This is a genomic window from Providencia hangzhouensis (genome assembly GCF_029193595.2).
GTDB classification, from domain to species: domain Bacteria; phylum Pseudomonadota; class Gammaproteobacteria; order Enterobacterales; family Enterobacteriaceae; genus Providencia; species Providencia hangzhouensis.
Genome location: NZ_CP135052.1, coordinates 2,893,889 through 2,913,924, shown reverse-complemented (window position 1 = coordinate 2,913,924; position 20,036 = coordinate 2,893,889). Strand labels below are relative to the sequence as shown.

Genomic DNA, 20,036 nt, shown 5'->3' with positions numbered 1-20,036 from the left:
AAACAATGTTATTTCCCTCTTCGTAACGTCACTTTTTCACTTTGCTATTATTTCTTGTTTTAAGGGGTTCTAATGACGGAATCAGCCTATAAAATTGGTGTTATTTATCGGCTTCAAGTTAAAAAGGGTGTGATAGGGTAAGCTAGCCAATATAGGTTAGTGAAAAATTCACATTAATTTAATAAGAAGAGAATCGAATGACAGTTCAAGCGATTGAAGGGGTTATTTCACAATTAAATGTCGTGGCAACCCAAGCCACTAACCCAATTAAACCCGTAATAGAGCCAGTTGGATTTGCTGATCACCTAGTTGCTTCCGTAAATCAAATTAATAAAACACGTAATGATTCAGCTAAGCAAGTTGAAAACTTCACGTTAGGAAAGCAAGATATTTCCTTAAATGACGTGATGGTTGATATGCAAAAAGCAAGTTTAAGTTTACAAATGGGAATTCAAGTACGTAATAAGCTCGTGGCGGCGTATCAAGAAATTATGTCTATGCCAGTATGATTTTACTATCTATTTGAATGTAATAAATTAATTGATTTTTTAGAACTCTGTTGGGAAAGTAATGGGGTAATTTTTTATTGCCAATAATAATCGGTTCGCATATTTTAATTCGATGATTGAGCATAGGAATAACAGTATGAAACGATTTATTGATAAGTGTTTTGTTATGGTTTCGTTCTTTATTGTTGGGTTATCATTTGTCTTTGCTGGTGGGCTTCCGTTTGACCCAACTGAAAAAAGTAGTCAATCATAACTGTAATGGATTACAAGATTTAAAAGCTGCGTGATGCGGCTTTTTTGTTATCTTAAATCCTACTTTATATATTGTTATTGTGAATTATCAATGGTCATTTTACCAAAGTAGTATCCAAATAATGATTTAGATAAATGATAAATATCGGTATCATGATTAAGTGTTTTTACTTAATTACTGTATTGGAAAAATAAAGGCCATTATGAAAGTAATCTCTTCGCTATTTTGTCTATTTTTAATTACGGGTTGTACATTTACGCCTTCTTTCGAGCCTGATAAACCAACATGGCCAAAGCCACATAAAGACGCCCGTTCATCCGAACAAAAAAGAGCCGATAGAGAAGCGGTACATGAGCAACAGCGAGCGGTGATGAGGGGCGAAAGGCCTGATTATGGTGTTTTTGATAGGTATTAAACCTGAATATGTTTTCTTTTAGGTTCGGATAAATAGCAAACTATTTGTTTCTTGAATTGATGTGAAAATAAAATTTGCCATTTGGTTATAAGTGTGGCTTAATATGCTCACTGGTTTGGAAGTACAGGCCTATTTATGTTAGTCAGTTTTAAGATGTTCACCATTAAGCGTTATCTCAGATACCACTTCATTGCGAATTCCTTCTAATTAATTCCCATAAGTACCACAAGAACAAACCGCAACATGCCTTATGGCAATTTTAAAAAATTAAAGGAAATTCTATGTCTAATACAATGACTGGTACAGTAAAATGGTTTAACGATGATAAAGGTTTTGGTTTTATCACTCCTGCAGACGGCAGCAAAGATGTATTTGTTCACTTTTCTGCAATTCAAAGTGATAACTTCAAATCATTAGCAGAAGGCCAACAAGTTTCATTCACCATTGAAAATGGTGCTAAAGGCCCAGCAGCAGCTAACGTTATCGCTAAATAACGATAAACGAATCGCTAAGCATTCAAAAACCTCGCTAAATGCGAGGTTTTTTCGTTTTTATCGTCTGTTATCTTCAATAAATATAGAGTTAATATTATAAAAGTTGTTTGATAAAATAATTCGCACCATCACGAATTGCTTCATCTGATATTTGCATCATGCGAGAGTAATGTAAGAAAGCATGCAAAGTTCCTGGGTACATTTTATATTCACAAGATATATTGTTAGCGTCGAGTGTTCGGAATAAAGCCAAGCTATCATCTAATAGAGGGTCAAATTCTGCACTAGCAATAAAGCAAGGTGGAATATCATTGGTTAAGTCATTATTGAATAAGCAGTAATAAGGGGCTTCTCTATCACCATTTTCCCCGAGATAGGCATTATCATAATTTTCTAAGTCTTCTTTTTGTAACCCATCCCATTCCCCACCATATAGCCGCCGACTGATTGAATCCTGTAAGCCATAAAGCCCATACCACAATAAAACGGATTTAATATTGGCACTTTCTATAGTGTTATCACGCAACCAAAGTATAGAAGCAAGAGATAACATTGCGCCAGCTGAGTCACCTGCAAAGCCAGCTTGTTGCATATTGATATTATGCTCTGCGGCATTTTGTTGATAATACTGGTAAACGGTGGATATTTCTTCAATGGCTTGGGGGTAACGAGCTTCAGGGGATAACGAATAATCTATTCCAATAACGGTACAGCCTGAATAACAGGCTAGTAACCGCATTATGCGGTCATGAGTTTGTAAATTACCTAAAATAAACCCGCCTCCGTGAATATAAAATAAAGTTGCTGGTGGTGACTTCAGGGGTTGAAATAGACGAGTCAAAATATTGCCATATTGAGTTGGTACTTGAATATCGTAAATATTGTGCATCATTGGCGCTTCTGCATTCCAATATTTTCTATCTTCAATATACGCTTGTCGCATTCCGTAATAGCTGGTGTCAATAGGGGAAGGGGATGGGTTTTCTGCATAAAATTGCATTACAGATTGCATTTCAGGTGAAATGTGGTCTAACACATTAATTTTATTTTTCGGGTTCATTATGCTCTCCTAGCTGGATGGCTCCCATTGTAAAAGAGAGGCATAATTAAATTGTGATCCTGTTAGCCAATATTAAAATGTTCTGTATTTCAATAGAGTAAGGTTTAGGAATTTATAGGCTCTTTAAATTTATATACCAAACGGCGAAACTGTCACCGTTTGGTATATATGTCAGTTCTAGTCGAGGTAGCTAATATTTAAGGATGATGGTTGTTAGCCATCATTTAGCTGCTCTTTGTATGGCTTCGCCACCTGCTTCTATATCTTCACCAACACCTTTGGTGGTGTTGCATGCGCTTAAAGAGAATACGACAGCTAATGAACAGGCTAAAAAGCAAATTTTTTTAATCATATCTTCTTCCTTTCGTTACATTCAGTTATAGGTCTTAAGATATTCTTATTCAAGTATAGCAGAGGAATGAAAGTGTGTTTTTCAAACGATTCTGATTTTACGTTCTAGCCATGTAAATTTAATTAGTTTATTACGCTTTTATTTCACTTTTGATTGGTTTAATAGTCTAAGTTATCAATTAACGAAAGAAAAACATATTGGTGCTTAGAAAAGGTTTTACTTTTTTATTGATAATATAAGGATGCAGAAAAATCTGAATTTCACTATATGATTATATTAAAAAGAATTAATTCGACTGATGTTTGACCAGTTGTATAAGCTTTATTAATCTAAATTGGAATTTCAAGTCCGAATTTTATCATTTTATTAACAAACTTATCATTATTATATTTGTGGGTATAAGTAAGGGTACTTAGTTTAATATTCGATTAATTACTAGTTAAATCAAAATGTTATATATTGCTGTTAGACAATTTTAATGTAATATCGAATCTGTTTGAAATTCCCTTGGTTTCATTGATTTATTTAAACCGCCATATTGGCGGTTTTTTTTAGTTTTTATCCGATAAGTACTTTTTAAATAACCAAAGCCCACTTTTTTTCATTGCAAAGCCAAATAGCACACCGATTAATAGTGATTGAATCGTTACCAACCAAGCACCTTCAGCCGCAAAAATAGTACAGGTACCCACAAACGTGCCTGGTATATAAGAAAGCCACTGTTTTTTAGCTTGCATACACATCAAAAAGGCAACAATACCCGTAACAAAGTACCCAACAAAATGAGGTAAGTGTTGCAGGTAGTCACCGCTATGCAGGATCACCAACCCCCAAACTACACCGCTACTGACGGTTAGTGCAGTAATACCTAATCCTTTAAGCCCATCTTTGGGGTAAGCAAAATACGCAGTACAGCCTAAAAACCCGGCCCAGCCGATTAACCCTAAGCTATCTGCAACCCAAGCCCATATACCGGAGAGAATGGCGGTTGTTAAAGAAAGAGAAAATAGTAATTTCACAATTTGTACTTTACGTTATGGTTATTTGTTAATAATACGACTGGTGAATACCTGTTCGCCCACCAACTAGTTACAAAATCCACTAGCTACAAAAGCAATTAATTACAAAACCAGGTTGTAACGATTCAGCTATCTTGTTATTCAAGAACCATCTAGGGAGTTTTAGGTATTGCTAGAGGGGTAACTGACTAAGAATACGATAGTTATCTGTATTGCAGTGATACTGGGATCCTGTAAAGCAGAGCATTGTATAGACCCAAAGTAAATCTGGCAATCTGTATACGATGATTTATCTGTATTAACTTTATCTTTTTGATAATAATTAATTGTATGTAAATTTATTGTTAAATAAATAACTTAAAATATAAATATTAATGTTGATTGAGTTAATAGCTGATGACTTTTTTACTTCAATTTAGCCTCCTCACCCTGTAGCATGAGATAAATTGACTAGTGAGGTGAGAGTATGAAATGGATGGTAGTTGGGGTTGCTGCGTTGTTATTAGTAGGGTGCGATACCACATCGACTGCACCATTTGGCCTAAACTGGGGGCAAAGTATGGATAGCATAAGTTTTATTAAAGCGGGGAAATGCCAAAAAAATGGCAATAAAACAGTTTGTACTTTTGGGCAGCAAAAACCTTTTAATGATTGGAGCTATGAAAACCAACTAACTTTTGATGATGGCGCACTCATTCAAGTTGCCACTACACTTGTTGGGGTTGAAGATTATACCTCGCCAAAACCAGATTTTGCGGACTTCCAACAAAAGTTAGAAAATGAAATGAGTTATTTAACAAAGCAAGGGCTTAGCCAGCAAGTCGCCAGTGAATTTCTCTCGAAATGCCAATCTGAAACCAGTTGTAATAAAGTAAGTGAGTCATCGCTAACTCATGTAGGCATGTCTAATCTTTGGGTTACCATTAACCCAACACCAATTGCGATTGTGACTTATCACCAAGATTAATTACAACGCAGAGCTAGTTAATTTAGATATTGGCCGATTAGGGCGATTAAAAATAGTACCAATGTATCATTGGTACTATGGTTAATGTTTATAAATAATTTATAAAGGTTATATGAAAAATAGGGGTTAGATAATTACCAACCGAAGGCGACACCCGCTCCGATAACGGCAGAATCAGAGTTATTCCAAGAAACAGAACTGCGTAAGTTGATATTTTCTTTTAGTCGATATTGAGCCCCAGCAGCGATCGCAGAACCATTTTTGTAATTACCTACGCCAACACCGGCACTAAAACGGGTATTTGTTGCATAAGGGATATTGCTCATTGCAGCAACGGAGGCAATACCCGCATTGGCTTCTTGGGCACGTTTATCTATTTTGCTATCAAGCTGGCTGACTCCATGGTCAAATTTATTTTCTAATTTTGTGAATTTAACTTCGTTCGCTTTTTGTGTTTTGGCCGCATCACTTTTTAGGGTTTTTATTGACGAGGTGTTTCCAATGACTTTTTTATCTAGATTCTGAATATTGGTATTCAATTGTTCGGTGACTTGGTCGGCCGCATTTACACCAATTAATGCACCTTGTACATATAATTCAACTTCTTTTAATTTTGAGTCAAACGCATGGTGCTCTATTTCTTTATCTTTTTGTATTGATGTGATTTGGTCATTAATTAAATCAGTATTACTTTGTATTTTTTCAGCGTTTACATTGTAATAATCAAGTATGGAATTGTCTACGGTATCTTGTAACTTCACTAACTCACTTCGTATATTCGTAGTTTCTGATTTAAGCCTATTGTTATTGTTTTTCTTTAACTTATTAATGCTATTATTAAAACTTGAATCCATCTGGCTTATTTGGCTATCAATATTATTGATTCTTTCATTAATATCAATAATGCTTTTAACGTTATTTTTGATGCCATATGCGTTGATATGGCTTAATGTTGGTGCGGGCTTTGAAAATGTAGTGTTGGCTGCTGCATTATAAGACAAACCGCTGAGTAATATAGCCACTAAGTGACGAGCTAATGCTTTCTTTTCCATGTGTTAATTTCCGTATTATTTAAATAATTATTTAAAGAAGAATGAGAGGGGGTTTGTTTTTCTCAACTTATTTATAATAGGGTCATTTCTCTGGCGGGTAAAATCGATTTTTTAAATTATATTTATTCGGGATATTCGTGTTTGATTGGAATAAAGGCAGTGATATTTCTATTGTAAATATATATGGTTTTTTTAAATTGATTAAATTATAAGATAAGCCACTTATTATTTATTATATATTAATTTGAAAATAATTTGAATGTGGCCTAACTGAATTTTTATGATGAAAAAACATAAAATTAAATATCTATAGGCAAATAACTGCGACTAGCCGATAAAACAGAAACAGTTGGAAACCTACAAAGGAGCACCATTTTTCTATTTTAGATGTTTTTTTTAAAATAACGTGTTATTTTTCTGTGAAATTTTATGTACCTTGTGTGGCATAAGGGTTTAAACTAAACAGCTTAGTGATAATTCATTGATGTTTAAAGTGAAATTTTCTTTCGGATTAACAATGCCATTTTTTGCATGTTGTTGATGAAATAGAAAGACGATAATATTTTATCTGTTCGTCATACTTCACTGGTAGAGTTGTGATGGCAGTTAGCGGCTATCGAATATCGCTACTGCCGCTTAAAATATTTTGAATTATTGATATTTGAATAAAAGTAATCGAATTTATAGGGTTTAAATTATGGCAGTAAGAGAAATTATTGAAATTCCAGATGAACGACTGCGTATTAAATGCAGCCCAGTGACGGATTTCGCTGCGGTACAAACCTTAATCGACGATTTGTTAGATACCATGTACAGCACGGATAACGGCATTGGCCTTGCTGCCACGCAAATTGCTGAAACTAAATCCATTATGGTGATTGATATTTCAGAAAACCGTGATGAGCCCATGGTATTTGTTAACCCTGAAATCGTCGAAAGTGAAGGGGAAACCAGTTATCAAGAAGGGTGCTTGTCTGTGCCGGAAATCTATGCGGATGTAGACCGTTTCCTGCGCGTTAAAGTGAAAGCGTACGATAGGCACGGTAAAGCGTTTGAAGTGGATAGTGACGAGTTTTTAGCAATTGTCATGCAACATGAAATTGACCACTTACACGGTAAAGTGTTTCTTGACCACTTGTCGCCGTTAAAACGCAATATGCTGTTGAAAAAACTGAAAAAGCAGCAACGTCTAAAGCAGCAACAATAGGCTGTAATCCCGAAGGAAAGAGGGTGTCAGGCTTGTTGGCCTGACACTTAAATTCATTCCATGGGGCGAACGACTAACGGGGTGTCTGGCTCATCAAATTGGCCATAGCTATTATTGAGTACCCGTTTTTGGTCTAATTGCTTAATTTCTTTGCTTAAAAAGTTTAAATGCTGTTGTAAATATTCTTTAGTAACGCGTTCATTTTCAATAATTTTATGCAATAACTGAATAAACTCTTCAGTTATTGGCTGCTGTTTTTCGAACGCTTGCGTTAACTTGGTGAGGTTTTCCACCGCAAGGACATATTCTGTCTCTCGGGAGACCAACGTCTCCCATTCCCCGGATTGCGCTAAGGCAACTAAATTTTCACTTAATACTAAGACATTACGGTATATTTCTTGTAAATCGATAGGATTTTTATTGTCCACCTGATTATCTTTCATCCACATTTGCACCGATTTGTTGCCACGCAGAGGCGATATCGGAGAGTAATTGGTAAACTTCTTGGACATAAGCCACGTTGTTTTCGAGGTTGGCACGGAGTAGTTGCATAGTCATATACTCATACAAACTTGCTAAATTTTCTGCAAGTTCGCCGCCAGCTTCATAATTTAACGACTGCTTTAACCCTGTGTCAATGATGTCGATAGCTTTTGAGATTTCTTTACCTTTTTCAGCCACCTTACCCTGATGCATAAAAATTTCCCCACGTTTTAGGGAACTTAGCGCCCCTTTAAACAGGATTTGGATCAGTTGGTATGGGGTCGCATTGGTGATTTCACTCTCCAAATCGACCTGCTGATAGGCTTGCTGTGCGTGTCGTTGATACATGTTTTTAACCTAAAAGTATTAGCCTAATAATCGGCCTAATGAATTACTGGTGCTGTTCAGTGACGTCATCATTTTATCGAGGTTTTGGAATTGACGACGGTACATGTCCATGGTGTTTTCGATTTGTTTATTGGTCTGCTCAATCCGTTTGTCTAAGCTTTTCTTTTTCTTCTGGATACCATCGGTGGCGTTGTGCAGGGTGCCTTCTTTGCTGTCCAAGGTGTCTTTCAAGTAGTTAAAGTTTTCAGTCCCAAAACCAGTTTCTTTACCGTCACCGGCAAAAAATACTTTGGCACTCGATGGGTTTTCTTTGAGGACTTTATCCAGCACTTTATTATCAATTTCTAAGGTGCCATCCAGTTTTTGCTTAATCCCCATTTTGCTCAGAGTATCAATTTCTCCACTGGCTTGTGGCATACGAACTTGCGTGCGTAAGGTGCTTTGGATCATGCGTAAAGTGGAATCACCAATCAGTGGGCCATTAGTTTTATCCGGCGCAGTGCCTTTTTCCGTTGGGGTATATTTGGTGAGTTCTTTGGCTAAGGTTTGGAATTCATTATAGGCATCGACCCACGCTTTAATTTTACCTTTGACGGGTTCGATATCTTCAGAAACAATTAGGTGGTCAGCTTTACCGTCTTCGCTTTCTTTTTTCAGCGTTAAGGTTAAACCGGGAAACAGGTCTTTGGCTTCATTGGTTTGCGACTCTAATTTAAAACCATCAATTTCTAGTAAGGCGGTTTGTGGAGCCACTTTTTGCACCATACCACTGGTGTCGGCATTTTTTAAGGTAACCTTACCATCTGCATCAATTTCAGACTCAACATTAAGAATAGCAGCCAGTTTGTCATCGCCTTCCACATTGATACTAATACGGTTTTCACTACCTTCTTTTTTAGAGGTAACGACAAGGTGATAGATATTGTCTTTATCTTTGATGACGGATGCGGAAACGCCTTTATCAGTTTTATTGATGGCATCCGCAATTTCAATCAGTGAGGTGTGCTCGTTATCCAGTTTGATAACGATTTTATCTTTATCTTCTTTTTGTGACGGCTGTGTGATGGTAATGGTTCGCTCAGGTGCACCATTGCCCAGCAATTCTTTATTGCTATTGTTAGGTGTGCCTTTGGTGGCGATAGTTTGTGCTTTTGCTAACTGAGTGACTATCACATCATGTACACCCGCTACCGCTTTGCCGTCAGTTTTCACGTCAAAGGCTTTGTATTCGCCATTCACTTTGGTGGTGCTGATATCGCCGTATTTTTTTAAGTCCTCGGCGGCTTTTTTTAGTTTTTCTAAGGACGACTGCATTTTGCCAAAGGCGCTAATTTGTGCATCATAGCTGGCTTTTTGTGTGGTCAGTGGCTCTAAGCGACGGCGCTCCATCGCTTCTAATTGGTCCATTTGTACGTTTAAATCTAAGTTTGACCCGATACCGAGTGTGGATATTCCTGCCATGTTTTCTCCTATTCTATGTCTGTGACATAAACTCTGAAATAAAATTTATTTAGAGTCTTATCGGCAAAACGGAGCAAAATTTTAGACTATTCTGAAAAAGAGTGATGGCGAGAGCTGATACTGGAAAAGTAGGTAATTATCCCTATTGAAATTAAATAATAAGAAAATTAATAAAAATAAATGGATATGTTAAAAATGAAAATGTTAAAAATAATGGCATTAAAAGCGGGCTGCAAAGGCATTTTCAACCTTACAGATAAAAATTTTCATCAAAAAGCCTAAAGGGGACTTTTTTGTAGCCGATAACCTAGTTGCTGACGAAATTCATCAAGTTAAGCATTTTGGCTTAACGCATTAATTTGAATAATAAGGATCACATCATGGCACAAGTTATCAACACTAACATTTTGTCTCTGACGACTCAGAACAACTTAAACCGTTCACAAGGCGTATTAGGTACGGCGATTGAGCGTTTATCATCTGGTTCACGTATTAACAGCGCAAAAGACGATGCAGCTGGCCAAGCGATTGCTAACCGTTTCACAGCTAACGTTAAAGGTTTAACCCAAGCAGCACGTAATGCTAACGACGGTATTTCTATCGCACAAACTGCGGAAGGTGCAGTTAACGAAATCAACGATAACTTACAACGTATTCGTGAGCTGACTGTACAGGCAAGAACGGGTTCAAACTCAGACTCTGACATTCAATCAATTAAAGATGAAGTTAAGTTGCGTATGGATGAAATTAACCGTATTTCGGAACAAACTCAATTTAATGGTGTTAAAGTATTGCAAGATACAAGCACATTAAATATTCAAGTTGGTGCTAATGATGGAGAAACAATAGGTATAAACCTGCAAAAAATCGATAGCTCGACATTAAATATTGATAAATTAGATTTAAGCGTGAAAAGCCGTCTTGGTGAACAAGTTAAAGACCTTGCTACAACAGAGGTTAAAATTGATGGTGCTCCAGCTGCAGCTGTGAAATATGACGACACGGGTTCTACTGGTAAGGTGTTTGCAGATAATAATGGTGATTTATATTATGAAGAAAGCACTGGTAAGTTTAAAAAATTATCTGAAGATAATTTCAAAGATAATGGCCAATTAGATATAGCAACGACAACAAACCTTAAATATTCTTCTCCAGTAGGAACTCCAGTGGCAGCAACGAATGCAACTGAAGTTATAGCTGAAAAGAAAGACATGAATGCTATCGAATTGGGAGCCGGTGAAGAACTCATTCAAAAAATGGATGAAAAAACAGGACAAGCTATTAAAGGTGAGTTTTATCTGAAAAAAGATGATAAATATTATGAAGTTAAACGAACTGATTTTGATTCAAGTACAGGAAAGTTAGATCCTGCTAAAGTAGATTTATCAACCGCTACTGACGTTAAAATGGGAATTTCCGATGAGCCTCTAGCTGCTATTGATGATGCTTTAAAACAAGTTGACTCATTCCGTTCTTCTTTAGGTGCTATCCAAAACCGTATGCAGTCTACTATCAATAACCTGAACAACTCTGTTAACAACCTGAGTGCAGCACGTAGCCGTATTCAAGATGCTGACTTTGCGACAGAAGTTTCTAACATGAGCCGTGGTCAGATCCTGCAACAAGCAGGTACTGCTGTGTTAGCGCAAGCTAACCAAGTTCCACAAGGTGTTCTGAGCCTGTTACGTTAATTCGTAATTGGTGAGTTATAAAGGCCAGCAATGCTGGCCTTTTCTTTATCGAACGGTCGTCATATTTCAAGTTGTAGATGTGTTGGCTTCACAAGGTCACCCGAATCACGTACCTATGTACGTGATTCGGGATAATCGCCTTCGTCGCCTACCTGTGTACAAACTATTTAGGGCTCGCTTTAGCGTTTTTTAGGTAAATTCTGTATGGTTTTAGTGCTGGCTTTTGCACAGCTGTAAATTAATATATTTGATAACAGAATAAAAATAATAATAGCGAGAGGGGTGTTGACCAGAAAACCAGACTCATAAGCATAGGGTAGGGCAATTCCACCAAAGATATCCCCTGTCAAAAATGCGGTTTGTATTAAACCAAAAATATGCTCGGCATTTCCTTTGCGTGCAATCTCCATCTCAACCAAATTAATTAATAGTGAGCAAACGGTTCTAAACATATACATGGCAATAACCGAGATGGCGAAAACAATCGGGGAACTAAATTTTATTGACCAAAACATACCATAGAGCATCAGCATGCATAAACCAGAAAAAACGAGTAATGAGATAGGTTTATCTTTGTCAGAAAAAATAAACATAAAAAGGTTCTTGAGTACTAGCCCGGTGATCACACCTAATGATAGCACTAGGCCAACATTTGTATCTGAAAAGTGCATGTTTTTTAAATACACCGGAATAATGGGTAAGATCAGTGCCCAACTGGCGCCACTGATAATAAATGCAATGAATAAAATTAAATCTGCTTTACTGAGAAAAGGGAAAAATGAAGTGGTTTTTTGGGGGGGATTCTTAGCTAATGGTGTTTTATTCAGTGGTATTTTTAATGACGGGATGGCAATTATGGCGATTAGTACCATACCTCCACTAATTAACAAAGCCGAACGATAGGGGGGGTGATCAATAATCGATAAAATTGTGACTAGCCCCCCAGCAATAAAAGCCCCAAGGCTTTGTGCTACTGTGCTTAAATTATCAGTGTGCAACAGGACTTTATTTTGTTCCTGTTTATCAATATTAAAAATCAGTGATTTTAGCGCAATAGCGATAATACTCGCCCCCATCCCAGCCATCAAACCTGAAGTCACGGCGATAGCCATCCCAGTGGGATAGGCTCTAAGAACAAGGCCACACCCATACAGTAAAAAGCCCACAATTAAACCAGTCTTAGTACCAAATCGGGATAGCCCTTTGGCATAAAGTAGTGAGCAGGCCCCCGCAATTGCCATCATTACGTATGAAATTGAAAATAACGTTAATTGCGCCTGCTGTTCCCAATAGATGGGTTGTAGTGTTTTGGATATCCACATTGGGAAAAGATAGAAAAAATAAAAGAAATATATTTTGTATATCATTTTTCTTCTTAATTATTTAAGTTTAAATTAAAAGATAATAACCTCAAAATATCTATATGCTATTTTACTTTTTAATTAAACTAATATGCTATTACATTAGTGAATGTAAAAATACATTATATAAGTTAAATCTGTCAAATAATAAGTTGTTTACCTTGTTAGTTCGAATTAACTTAATGTTTAATTAATATTAATTGTATTTAATAATGATATTATTTATATATAATCCATTAATCTGATTATTTTCATTGTCATTATTTCCCATATCTAGTGCTATGTTTACTTTGGTTATCATGCTTAGTGTTAAGCTAGCTTGCTGCTTACCGATAACTTTACTTGCTTTAAGAAGGCTAATTTAGTCAATAACAAAGTCTAAAGCCCAAATCTGCAATTTAATGACAAAATCACATCTCAATAAAACAACCACTCTCTCTTGTATTACCAGTAAAATTCCCTAAAAATTGTGTTAAAACAATAATTAACATTGTAATCATTCAAATTTTACCTATTTAGGATAAGGCAAATAAAGCCATATTTAGTGCCTTACTCTACGGATTGAATTCAAAACCAACACAGATAATGAATAACTTTTATAGAGCTTGAAGGGTGATTCAGGTTGTGAGTGATTTGTATACTGCCGAAGGTGTGATTAATAAAAATAGCCTATGGGAGCGTTATTACCCTCTAATACGCCATGAAGCCCTAAAACTGCAAGTTAGACTACCCGCTAGTGTTGACATTGACGACTTAATTCAAGCGGGGGGCATAGGCTTACTGCATGCATTGGAACGTTTCGATGTGACTCAAGGGGCATCGTTCGCTACCTATGCGGTGCAGCGTATTCGTGGCTCAATGCTAGATGAATTGCGCAGCCGTGACTGGGTGCCGCGTAGTGTGCGCCGCCAAGCACGAGAAATGACCAAAGCCATTGGTGCGCTGGAACAATCTTTAGGGCGAAGTGCGACTGAGCCGGAAATCGCCAAAGCGCTGGATATTGACCTTGCTGAGTATCGCCAAGCGCTGCTAGACACTAATAACAGCCAGTTGTTTTCCTATGATGAGTGGCATGAAATTCATGGGGAAAGCTGTGAGCCACAAATGGATGAAGGTGACGGCGGTAACCCGCTAAGTTTGTTGCTGGATTCCAGTTTACGCGACCAAATAGCCGCCGCGATTGAGCAGTTGCCAGAGCGCGAGAAGATGGTGCTGACGCTGTATTACCAAGAAGAGCTGAATCTGAAGGAGATTGGCGCGGTGTTGGAGGTGGGGGAGTCAAGGGTGAGTCAGCTGCATAGTCAGGCTGTAAAACGCCTCCGCGGCAAATTGAAGTGATGCTCGTCATACTTCGCACCACAGCGTTGTTGGCTTCACTAGTTCACCCTAGTCACATACTTGTGTATGCTCCTAGGGCTAAACTAGCTTGCCGCCTAGCTGTAGCACGAATTATTTAGAGCATCAGTATCGAGTACTTTTAAAACTTATTTAAATTTGTTTTTCTATTATATTTCAACGCTTTTAACGATGTTACTTTCTATTATTCATCCAACTCTGCGGATCTAACCAAAAAATTCTCTGCCGTGGTGTGCCATGCTCTTGGGGATTGGGTGAACCCCAGTTTTAAGTATTCGGTGAGGTTGCTGTCGGTGGAGAAAAATAAAATCTGGCAGTCGGCGGGGAGTTCTTCAGCGACGAGGCGCATTAATTGGCGGTCGATACCGTGTTTTTGATAATGCATATCAACGGCCAGTTCGCAGATATAACAGCAAGAACTAAAATCCGTCACCGTGCGGACAAAACCGACCACCTGTTCGTCATCCCATGCACTAACCAATAAATCCGCGTTATTCAGCATTGCATCTAATTGAGTAAGATTATCGGTTGGCACCATTTCTTTAAATGGTGACTGGCGAATTAATCGAATAAAATCCTCAATAGAGATAGCAAAATTGACTTTATAGTTCAGGCGATTGGCAAGAGCATCCATAGAGTTCCCCTATTAATCAAACGGCACTCTTATAGGTTTAGCCTGAAATAGCGTAAATTTCCTGTTTTTTGTGGAATTTTATCATGGCCTAGCTATTCCAATTACTGCGTAAATGTCCTAAGTTAAATTCAAGGTCGTTGTGATGTTTAACCCAATTGGGTAAATACCATAAGAATTCTATTCAACAGATAAGTGAACGAGATATGACTATGGAACTAAAGGATTATTACAGCATCATGGGTGTTAAGCGCACCGATGATTTAAAAACCATTAAGACCGCGTATCGCCGTTTAGCGCGAAAATATCACCCCGATGTCAGTAAAGAGCCAAATGCAGAAGCGCGATTTAAAGAAATTGCAGAGGCGTGGGCGGTACTCAGCGACAAAGAAAAACGCGCGGAATACGATGAAATGTGGGAGCACAGAAATGATCCCTATTTTAACCAAGCCAACCAAGGTCAACAAAGCCACACATATTCTCAGCAAGGGTTTGATGCGGGTGGTTTTGATGACATTTTTTCATCGATGTTTTCCCAACGTACACGTGGTGGCACAAGGCAAACACGCAGTCACCGCGGGCAGGACTTAGAAGTTGAACTGGCTGTTTTCCTTGAAGAAACCCAAGAACCACATAAACGTACCATTAGCTATAACTTACCCGTCTATAACGCTTTTGGTTTTATCGAAAATGAAGTTCCCAAAACACTTAATGTGACTATCCCGGCAGGGGTGATTGATGGGCAACGTATTCGCTTAAAAGGGCAAGGCACAGCGGGGGAAAATGGCGGTGAAAATGGCGATCTATGGATAACCATCCGCATTGCACCACATCCATTATTTGATATCAAAGGCCATGATTTAGAAGTGGTCGTGCCGCTTGCGCCATGGGAGGCAGCCCTCGGAACTAAAGTCACCATTCCAACATTAAAAGACCCGATTGTGATCACCGTTCCTGCTAATAGCCAAGCTGGCCAAAAATTACGCCTTAAAGGCAAAGGGCTGAAACATAAAGGCACAGCTGGGGATCTGTATGCGATTATAAAAATCGTGATGCCGAATAGCAGTAATGCAGAGTCGGATGCGCTATGGCAGAAGTTGGCTGAGAGCCATACGCACTTTGACCCGCGTAAAAATTGGGGAGGAAAATAATGGAACAGTTAACCACATTAACCGTTATTGATTTTTGCGTTCATACCGGTATTGCTGAAGATGAATTACAGGAAATTGTCGGCCTTGGGATAATTCAACCCATTGAAACTACTAATGAATGGTTGTTTGACGACCAAGCGGTAGTCATTGTGAGAAGAGCCGTGCGTCTTTATCATGAATTAGAAATTGACTGGCCGGGCATCGCAATGGCGATGAGCCTAATGGATCAAAATGAAATACTCCGACGCGAAAATGAGATGTTGCGTTTACAGTTAAAACGTTTTATTGGTTAGGTTTCTGATAATTTAATGACTATTGAGCTTTTTATATAGAGTCTGTTTCATTTTGGCCTTATGCATTGAATTAAAGTATAGGGCCAATTCATTCAATATCTATAAAAATTTAATTGTATTGTGAACGATATGAGAGGCTTTTATGTTAACTACTGATTGGCGACCTGAATGGGGGAATATTTATTCATGGGTTGCAATGGATAAAAACGGTTATTTAGCATTTATGCTGAATAATTGCTGGGGATGGTTACCCAAAGTGTATATCAACATACCTAATATTAGTGAGTTATATGTTGATTTAAGTGAGTTTATATATTGTGAATCGGCTAAATATGAAAATAGCATACAGAAAAATGGTGATTTTTCAGTTGATCTATTTTCCTATTGGAGATACAAGCATTATTCTCAAGAAACTGTTTTTACCAGTTATAAAAATCGCTTAGATGAAGGTAATAAACTGACAGATGCTTATCTTGCAACACAAAAGGGAATATTTGTATTTGAAGGCATTGAAGGCTATAACCAAGGGGAAGACTTTCCTGTGGGCTATGAGGGTGAAACAAAAATGGGAGATTATTTTCGCCATTTAGTGCCAACGATTTATGCGACAATATCAGATATACCTATCCCTCTAAGGCAATACATTGTCGTTTCTGATACTTTAGATTTTACTAAAGATAGAATATTAGATAATGACAAAATCAGCGAATATTTTACTCGAATGTATTCTATCTAAGCCATTAGTAAAACGCCCTTACCATCCAGTAAGGGCGCAATAACAACAACGAAACTTTTATTATAAATTAAATAGTTGCAGCTTCGGCAATGAGTTTGCCAAGCTCTTGCCAGTTTTCACTGTCAATTAATTCATTCGGTACCATCCATGAACCGCCGCACACTAATACAGACGGTAATGCGGTGTATTCTTTTATATTTTTCACACCAATACCGCCAGTTGGCATAAATTTAACCGGGTAAACGGCGCTGAGTGCTTTGAGCATGGCAACCCCGCCAGAGGCTTCGGCTGGGAAGAATTTCAATGTGGTGAGATTAAATTCAAGGGCTTGCTCCACTAAGCTTGGGTTATTCACCCCAGGAATAATAATCACGTTCTTTTGTTGGCAATAAGCCACAATTTTTGGGTTAAAACCCGGGCTGACGATAAAATCTACACCCGCTTCAATGGCTTGGTCAACTTGCTCTGTGGTTAATACCGTACCTGCAGCAATCAATAATTCAGGGTAGGCAGCACGCATATTTTTAATTGCTTGTACTGCGGCAGGGGTGCGGAAGGTGACCTCTGCACATGGCAGGCCATTTTCCACTAAAGCTTTTGCTAATGGCGCACCATGCTCTGCATTATTAATGGTGATAACAGGAACAACATTGAGTTTCTTAATTCTTTCAAGTAATTGATTCATGGTTAAAGCCTCTTAACATGTTTCTAAAGCAGTGGTTGGCATAGCTTCGGATGGAATAATCGCTCCCCGGTGTTGGATGACGGTTCCAGCCAGTAAATGACCTGTTTTTGCCGCTTCGCATGGGTTGCCACCTAAAATACGGCAAGCAAGGTAGCCGGCACTGAAAGAATCCCCTGCTGCAGTGGTATCAACCACGTGGTTGATTTTATTCGCAGGGACTTCAATACGTTCGTTATCGATAATCACAAAGCAGGCACCAGCACCGCGCTTGATCACTATTTCGTTCACATCATATTGTTGGGTACGTGTAATTGCATCAGTTTCATCAATATCACCGTAGAGCAGTTGTTCGTCATCAAAGGTCAGAAAAGCGATATCGGTTAGGCTTAAAATTTGCTGATAAGCCTGTTGTGCAGCTTGTTTGGAAGACCAAAGTGCGGGGCGATAGTTATTATCAAACACAATTTGGGCACCATGCTGTTTAGCTTGCTGTAACATTTCAAATAACAACTGGCGTGAAGCGCTAGGTAAAATGGCTAGGCTGATGCCACTTAAATAGATAAATTGTTGCGAATTTAGGATTTGCTGTGTGTGGGCTTTGCTGTTGTGGTCAAGACAAACGGCATCAAGCCAAAATTTTGCCGCGGCATTATCTCGCCAATAGAAAAAGCGGCGTTCGCCATCAGCAGAAGTTTCGATTAAATACATCCCAGGCAAATGTTTGTCCGAAATAAAGACCTCTTCAGTATTGATGCCTTCTTGTTGCCAACTGCTTAGCATTTGCTGGCTGAATGGATCCTGACCTAAACCGGTGATGTAACGGGTTGTCACACCGTGATCTTTAGTTAAACGAGACAGGTATAGCGCGGTATTGAGTGTATCCCCACCAAATGTTTGTCTATAAAGTTCACCCGATTTTTGCAACTCAACCATGCATTCACCAATAACGGCAACTTGCGGATGTGTATTCATTTTCACCACCTGCGCGATTACGACTTAGTAAACTATTGCTACTTAATGATGCTATTAAAACCCATTTTAAATAGAACTTCAATAAAAATGAAACGCCGTTTTAAAAACATAGAATCGACGTTCTTGTTTTTATCATGATAGCCACTTATGCTATTAGTTAGGGTGTAATGTCGATATCAATTTATAGGATGATGGGAAAATAATGGATAAAACGACTCAAACGGATGCTGTTTCAGCAGTGGTTAAGGTATTTAGCATTCTTAGCGCCCTTGGTGAGCAAAAAGAGATTGGTGTGTCTGAGCTTTCACAGCGTTTATTGATGTCAAAAGCCACGACATTTCGTTTTCTGCAAACGATGAAACAGTTAGGATATGTGGATCAAGAAGGTGAAGCAGATAAGTATTCACTGACCTTAAAACTCTTCGAATTAGGGGCAAAATCCCTCGAGTATGTTGACCTGATAGAAATTGCAGATAAAGAAATGCGCCGTATTGGCCAATTAACCCATGAAGCGGTGCATTTGGGTGCATTAGATGAAGATGCCATTATTTATATCCATAAAATCGACTCGAGTTATAATTTACGCATGTATTCACGGGTTGGGCGTCGTAACCCATTGTATTGCACCGCAATCGGTAAGATTTTACTCGCTTGGCAAGATGAAGAATCCATTCGTTTGGCATTGAAAGATGAAACTTTTAGTCAAAAAACGGCAACAACAATTTTAACGATAGAAGACCTGCTGACGGAATTAGCCACAGTTCGTGAATGCCATTATGCACAAGACAGAGAAGAGCAAGAGTTAGGCCTGCGCTGTATTGCTGTACCAGTGTATGACCGCTTAGGTCATGTGGTTGCAGGGCTATCGATTTCGTTCCCAACGATTCGTTTTGATGAGCAGCGTATTGATGACTATGTCCAATTACTGAAAACGGCGGGGCGTAATATTTCAGAGAAAATGGGCTATCACCAATATCCATCATAGGGTTGATATAATAAGACTAAGCCAATTTCAATGATGTATCAATCAATTGATTTAATAACATATGTAAATTATTTATTTGAATATTAAGGATTTTATAAATTTCACTTATTATTATTCAACACCATGTGTTTCTGCTGACATATAATATTTACTTATGGATACAGCAGGAAATTGATATGTTTAAAAAGGTTATTATTGCTATTTTTCTTTGTTTTACTTCTTATGGCTTTGCCAGCGACTTTACATTTAAAGAAAAGTCACCCGCTGATCGCGAGTTTAATCAAGACTACCAAGGAATTAAAAAATTACAGACACAACAAAAGTTTGTCTTTGATCCCAAAAAGAACCTTCCACAAGAAGAACAAAGTTATCAAGCTTTGTTAGAGCAGCGAAATGCAGATGAAAATGCGTTTTCAAAACATTTTAATGTGTGTGATGTTAACCCGACGGGAGCAGGGTGCCCTAATTCAATGGCTTGGATGAATGATCGCCAGCAAATGAAAAAAATGCTAGAGCAAGCGGGCCGCCCTTATTGATAAGTTGTTCATTTGTTGA

General features: G+C 38.1%; 23 protein-coding genes. 12 read left to right on the top strand and 11 right to left on the bottom strand.

Features of this window, described 5'->3' with window-relative positions; translation table 11 throughout:
* Positions 1-197 precede the first annotated feature (197 nt).
* The 3 genes from fliE to cspE all read left to right on the top strand — a co-directional run bounded on the left by fliE (position 198) and on the right by cspE (position 1,671).
* The gene (fliE, locus tag PZ638_RS13200) at positions 198-509 is read left to right on the top strand and encodes a flagellar hook-basal body complex protein FliE (protein WP_004255594.1); all 312 of its coding nucleotides are present in this window, start codon (positions 198-200) and stop codon (positions 507-509) included.
* A 455-nt stretch (positions 510-964) separates the two neighbouring features.
* Positions 965-1,177 carry an AAA family ATPase gene (locus PZ638_RS13195; RefSeq protein ID WP_071585855.1) on the top strand — a complete coding sequence of 71 codons (213 nt, stop codon included), beginning with the start codon at positions 965-967 and terminating at the stop codon, positions 1,175-1,177.
* Positions 1,178-1,458: 281 nt separating this feature from the next.
* The gene (gene cspE / locus PZ638_RS13190; protein ID WP_036957846.1) at positions 1,459-1,671 is read left to right on the top strand and encodes a transcription antiterminator/RNA stability regulator CspE; all 213 of its coding nucleotides are present in this window, start codon (positions 1,459-1,461) and stop codon (positions 1,669-1,671) included.
* A gap of 94 nt (positions 1,672-1,765) precedes the next feature.
* Here cspE and aes read toward each other — a convergent pair whose 3' ends face one another.
* From aes to PZ638_RS13175, 3 genes are all read right to left on the bottom strand, one after another.
* A complete protein-coding gene (gene aes / locus PZ638_RS13185; RefSeq protein ID WP_096864731.1) occupies positions 1,766-2,731 on the bottom strand; it encodes an acetyl esterase in 966 nt (321 codons plus the stop codon).
* Between the two features lie 220 nt (positions 2,732-2,951).
* Positions 2,952-3,083, bottom strand: a complete 132-nt coding sequence (locus PZ638_RS13180) for an entericidin A/B family lipoprotein (protein WP_004255580.1) — start codon at positions 3,081-3,083, stop codon at positions 2,952-2,954.
* Between the two features lie 551 nt (positions 3,084-3,634).
* Positions 3,635-4,102, bottom strand: coding sequence for a DUF1097 domain-containing protein (locus tag PZ638_RS13175; protein WP_094961187.1), 468 nt, complete (start codon positions 4,100-4,102; stop codon positions 3,635-3,637).
* A gap of 466 nt (positions 4,103-4,568) precedes the next feature.
* Here PZ638_RS13175 and PZ638_RS13170 point away from each other — a divergent pair, with 466 nt between their 5' ends.
* Positions 4,569-5,069, top strand: coding sequence for a hypothetical protein (locus tag PZ638_RS13170; protein WP_094961188.1), 501 nt, complete (start codon positions 4,569-4,571; stop codon positions 5,067-5,069).
* A 134-nt stretch (positions 5,070-5,203) separates the two neighbouring features.
* On the opposite strand, the gene PZ638_RS13165 is transcribed toward PZ638_RS13170, so the two are convergent.
* A complete protein-coding gene (locus tag PZ638_RS13165; RefSeq protein WP_226617188.1) occupies positions 5,204-6,121 on the bottom strand; it encodes a YadA C-terminal domain-containing protein in 918 nt (305 codons plus the stop codon).
* A gap of 697 nt (positions 6,122-6,818) precedes the next feature.
* Between PZ638_RS13165 and def the strand changes: the two genes are divergently transcribed.
* Positions 6,819-7,328, top strand: coding sequence for a peptide deformylase (gene def / locus PZ638_RS13160; RefSeq protein ID WP_004255567.1), 510 nt, complete (start codon positions 6,819-6,821; stop codon positions 7,326-7,328).
* A 53-nt stretch (positions 7,329-7,381) separates the two neighbouring features.
* On the opposite strand, the gene fliT is transcribed toward def, so the two are convergent.
* From fliT to fliD, 3 genes are read right to left on the bottom strand one after another with little or no spacing between them, the layout of a single operon-like run.
* A complete protein-coding gene (fliT, locus tag PZ638_RS13155) occupies positions 7,382-7,771 on the bottom strand; it encodes a flagellar protein FliT (RefSeq protein ID WP_094961189.1) in 390 nt (129 codons plus the stop codon).
* Positions 7,761-8,159 (bottom strand): flagellar export chaperone FliS, encoded by a 399-nt coding sequence (gene fliS, locus PZ638_RS13150; RefSeq protein WP_094961190.1) that lies wholly within the window; start codon positions 8,157-8,159, stop codon positions 7,761-7,763. The genes fliT and fliS overlap by 11 nt, the downstream gene beginning before the upstream one ends.
* A gap of 18 nt (positions 8,160-8,177) precedes the next feature.
* The gene (gene fliD, locus PZ638_RS13145; protein ID WP_272674285.1) at positions 8,178-9,620 is read right to left on the bottom strand and encodes a flagellar filament capping protein FliD; all 1,443 of its coding nucleotides are present in this window, start codon (positions 9,618-9,620) and stop codon (positions 8,178-8,180) included.
* Positions 9,621-10,000: 380 nt separating this feature from the next.
* On the opposite strand from fliD, the gene PZ638_RS13140 reads away from it, so the two are divergent.
* On the top strand, positions 10,001-11,311 hold the full coding sequence (locus PZ638_RS13140; protein WP_110591531.1) for a FliC/FljB family flagellin: 1,311 nt from the start codon (positions 10,001-10,003) through the stop codon (positions 11,309-11,311).
* 179 nt (positions 11,312-11,490) lie between these two features.
* Here the strand turns inward: PZ638_RS13140 and PZ638_RS13135 are convergent, their stop codons facing one another.
* Positions 11,491-12,678, bottom strand: coding sequence for an MFS transporter (locus PZ638_RS13135; protein WP_272674283.1), 1,188 nt, complete (start codon positions 12,676-12,678; stop codon positions 11,491-11,493).
* A gap of 618 nt (positions 12,679-13,296) precedes the next feature.
* Here PZ638_RS13135 and PZ638_RS13130 point away from each other — a divergent pair.
* Positions 13,297-14,010, top strand: coding sequence for an RNA polymerase sigma factor FliA (locus PZ638_RS13130; protein WP_272674281.1), 714 nt, complete (start codon positions 13,297-13,299; stop codon positions 14,008-14,010).
* Between the two features lie 202 nt (positions 14,011-14,212).
* Here PZ638_RS13130 and PZ638_RS13125 read toward each other — a convergent pair whose 3' ends face one another.
* A complete protein-coding gene (locus tag PZ638_RS13125; protein WP_140170695.1) occupies positions 14,213-14,662 on the bottom strand; it encodes a GNAT family N-acetyltransferase in 450 nt (149 codons plus the stop codon).
* A gap of 209 nt (positions 14,663-14,871) precedes the next feature.
* On the opposite strand from PZ638_RS13125, the gene cbpA reads away from it, so the two are divergent.
* The 3 genes from cbpA (at position 14,872) to PZ638_RS13110 (ending at position 16,839) form a co-directional block, all read left to right on the top strand.
* Positions 14,872-15,810: a curved DNA-binding protein gene (gene cbpA, locus PZ638_RS13120; RefSeq protein ID WP_036957843.1), complete on the top strand. Its 939-nt coding sequence runs from the start codon at positions 14,872-14,874 to the stop codon at positions 15,808-15,810.
* Positions 15,810-16,103, top strand: a complete 294-nt coding sequence (locus tag PZ638_RS13115) for a chaperone modulator CbpM (RefSeq protein WP_004255543.1) — start codon at positions 15,810-15,812, stop codon at positions 16,101-16,103. The genes cbpA and PZ638_RS13115 overlap by 1 nt, the downstream gene beginning before the upstream one ends.
* A gap of 142 nt (positions 16,104-16,245) precedes the next feature.
* On the top strand, positions 16,246-16,839 hold the full coding sequence (locus PZ638_RS13110; RefSeq protein WP_094961197.1) for a hypothetical protein: 594 nt from the start codon (positions 16,246-16,248) through the stop codon (positions 16,837-16,839).
* Between the two features lie 67 nt (positions 16,840-16,906).
* On the opposite strand, the gene PZ638_RS13105 is transcribed toward PZ638_RS13110, so the two are convergent.
* Together PZ638_RS13105 and kdgK are read right to left on the bottom strand one after the other, a co-directional pair.
* Positions 16,907-17,524, bottom strand: a complete 618-nt coding sequence (locus tag PZ638_RS13105) for a bifunctional 4-hydroxy-2-oxoglutarate aldolase/2-dehydro-3-deoxy-phosphogluconate aldolase (protein WP_096865095.1) — start codon at positions 17,522-17,524, stop codon at positions 16,907-16,909.
* 12 nt (positions 17,525-17,536) lie between these two features.
* On the bottom strand, positions 17,537-18,496 hold the full coding sequence (gene kdgK / locus PZ638_RS13100; protein ID WP_140170689.1) for a 2-dehydro-3-deoxygluconokinase: 960 nt from the start codon (positions 18,494-18,496) through the stop codon (positions 17,537-17,539).
* Positions 18,497-18,698: 202 nt separating this feature from the next.
* Between kdgK and kdgR the strand changes: the two genes are divergently transcribed.
* Together kdgR and PZ638_RS13090 are read left to right on the top strand one after the other, a co-directional pair.
* Positions 18,699-19,481: a DNA-binding transcriptional regulator KdgR gene (gene kdgR, locus PZ638_RS13095; protein WP_164565353.1), complete on the top strand. Its 783-nt coding sequence runs from the start codon at positions 18,699-18,701 to the stop codon at positions 19,479-19,481.
* A 176-nt stretch (positions 19,482-19,657) separates the two neighbouring features.
* On the top strand, positions 19,658-20,017 hold the full coding sequence (locus PZ638_RS13090; protein ID WP_241098265.1) for a hypothetical protein: 360 nt from the start codon (positions 19,658-19,660) through the stop codon (positions 20,015-20,017).
* The last annotated feature ends 19 nt before the right edge of the window (positions 20,018-20,036 follow it).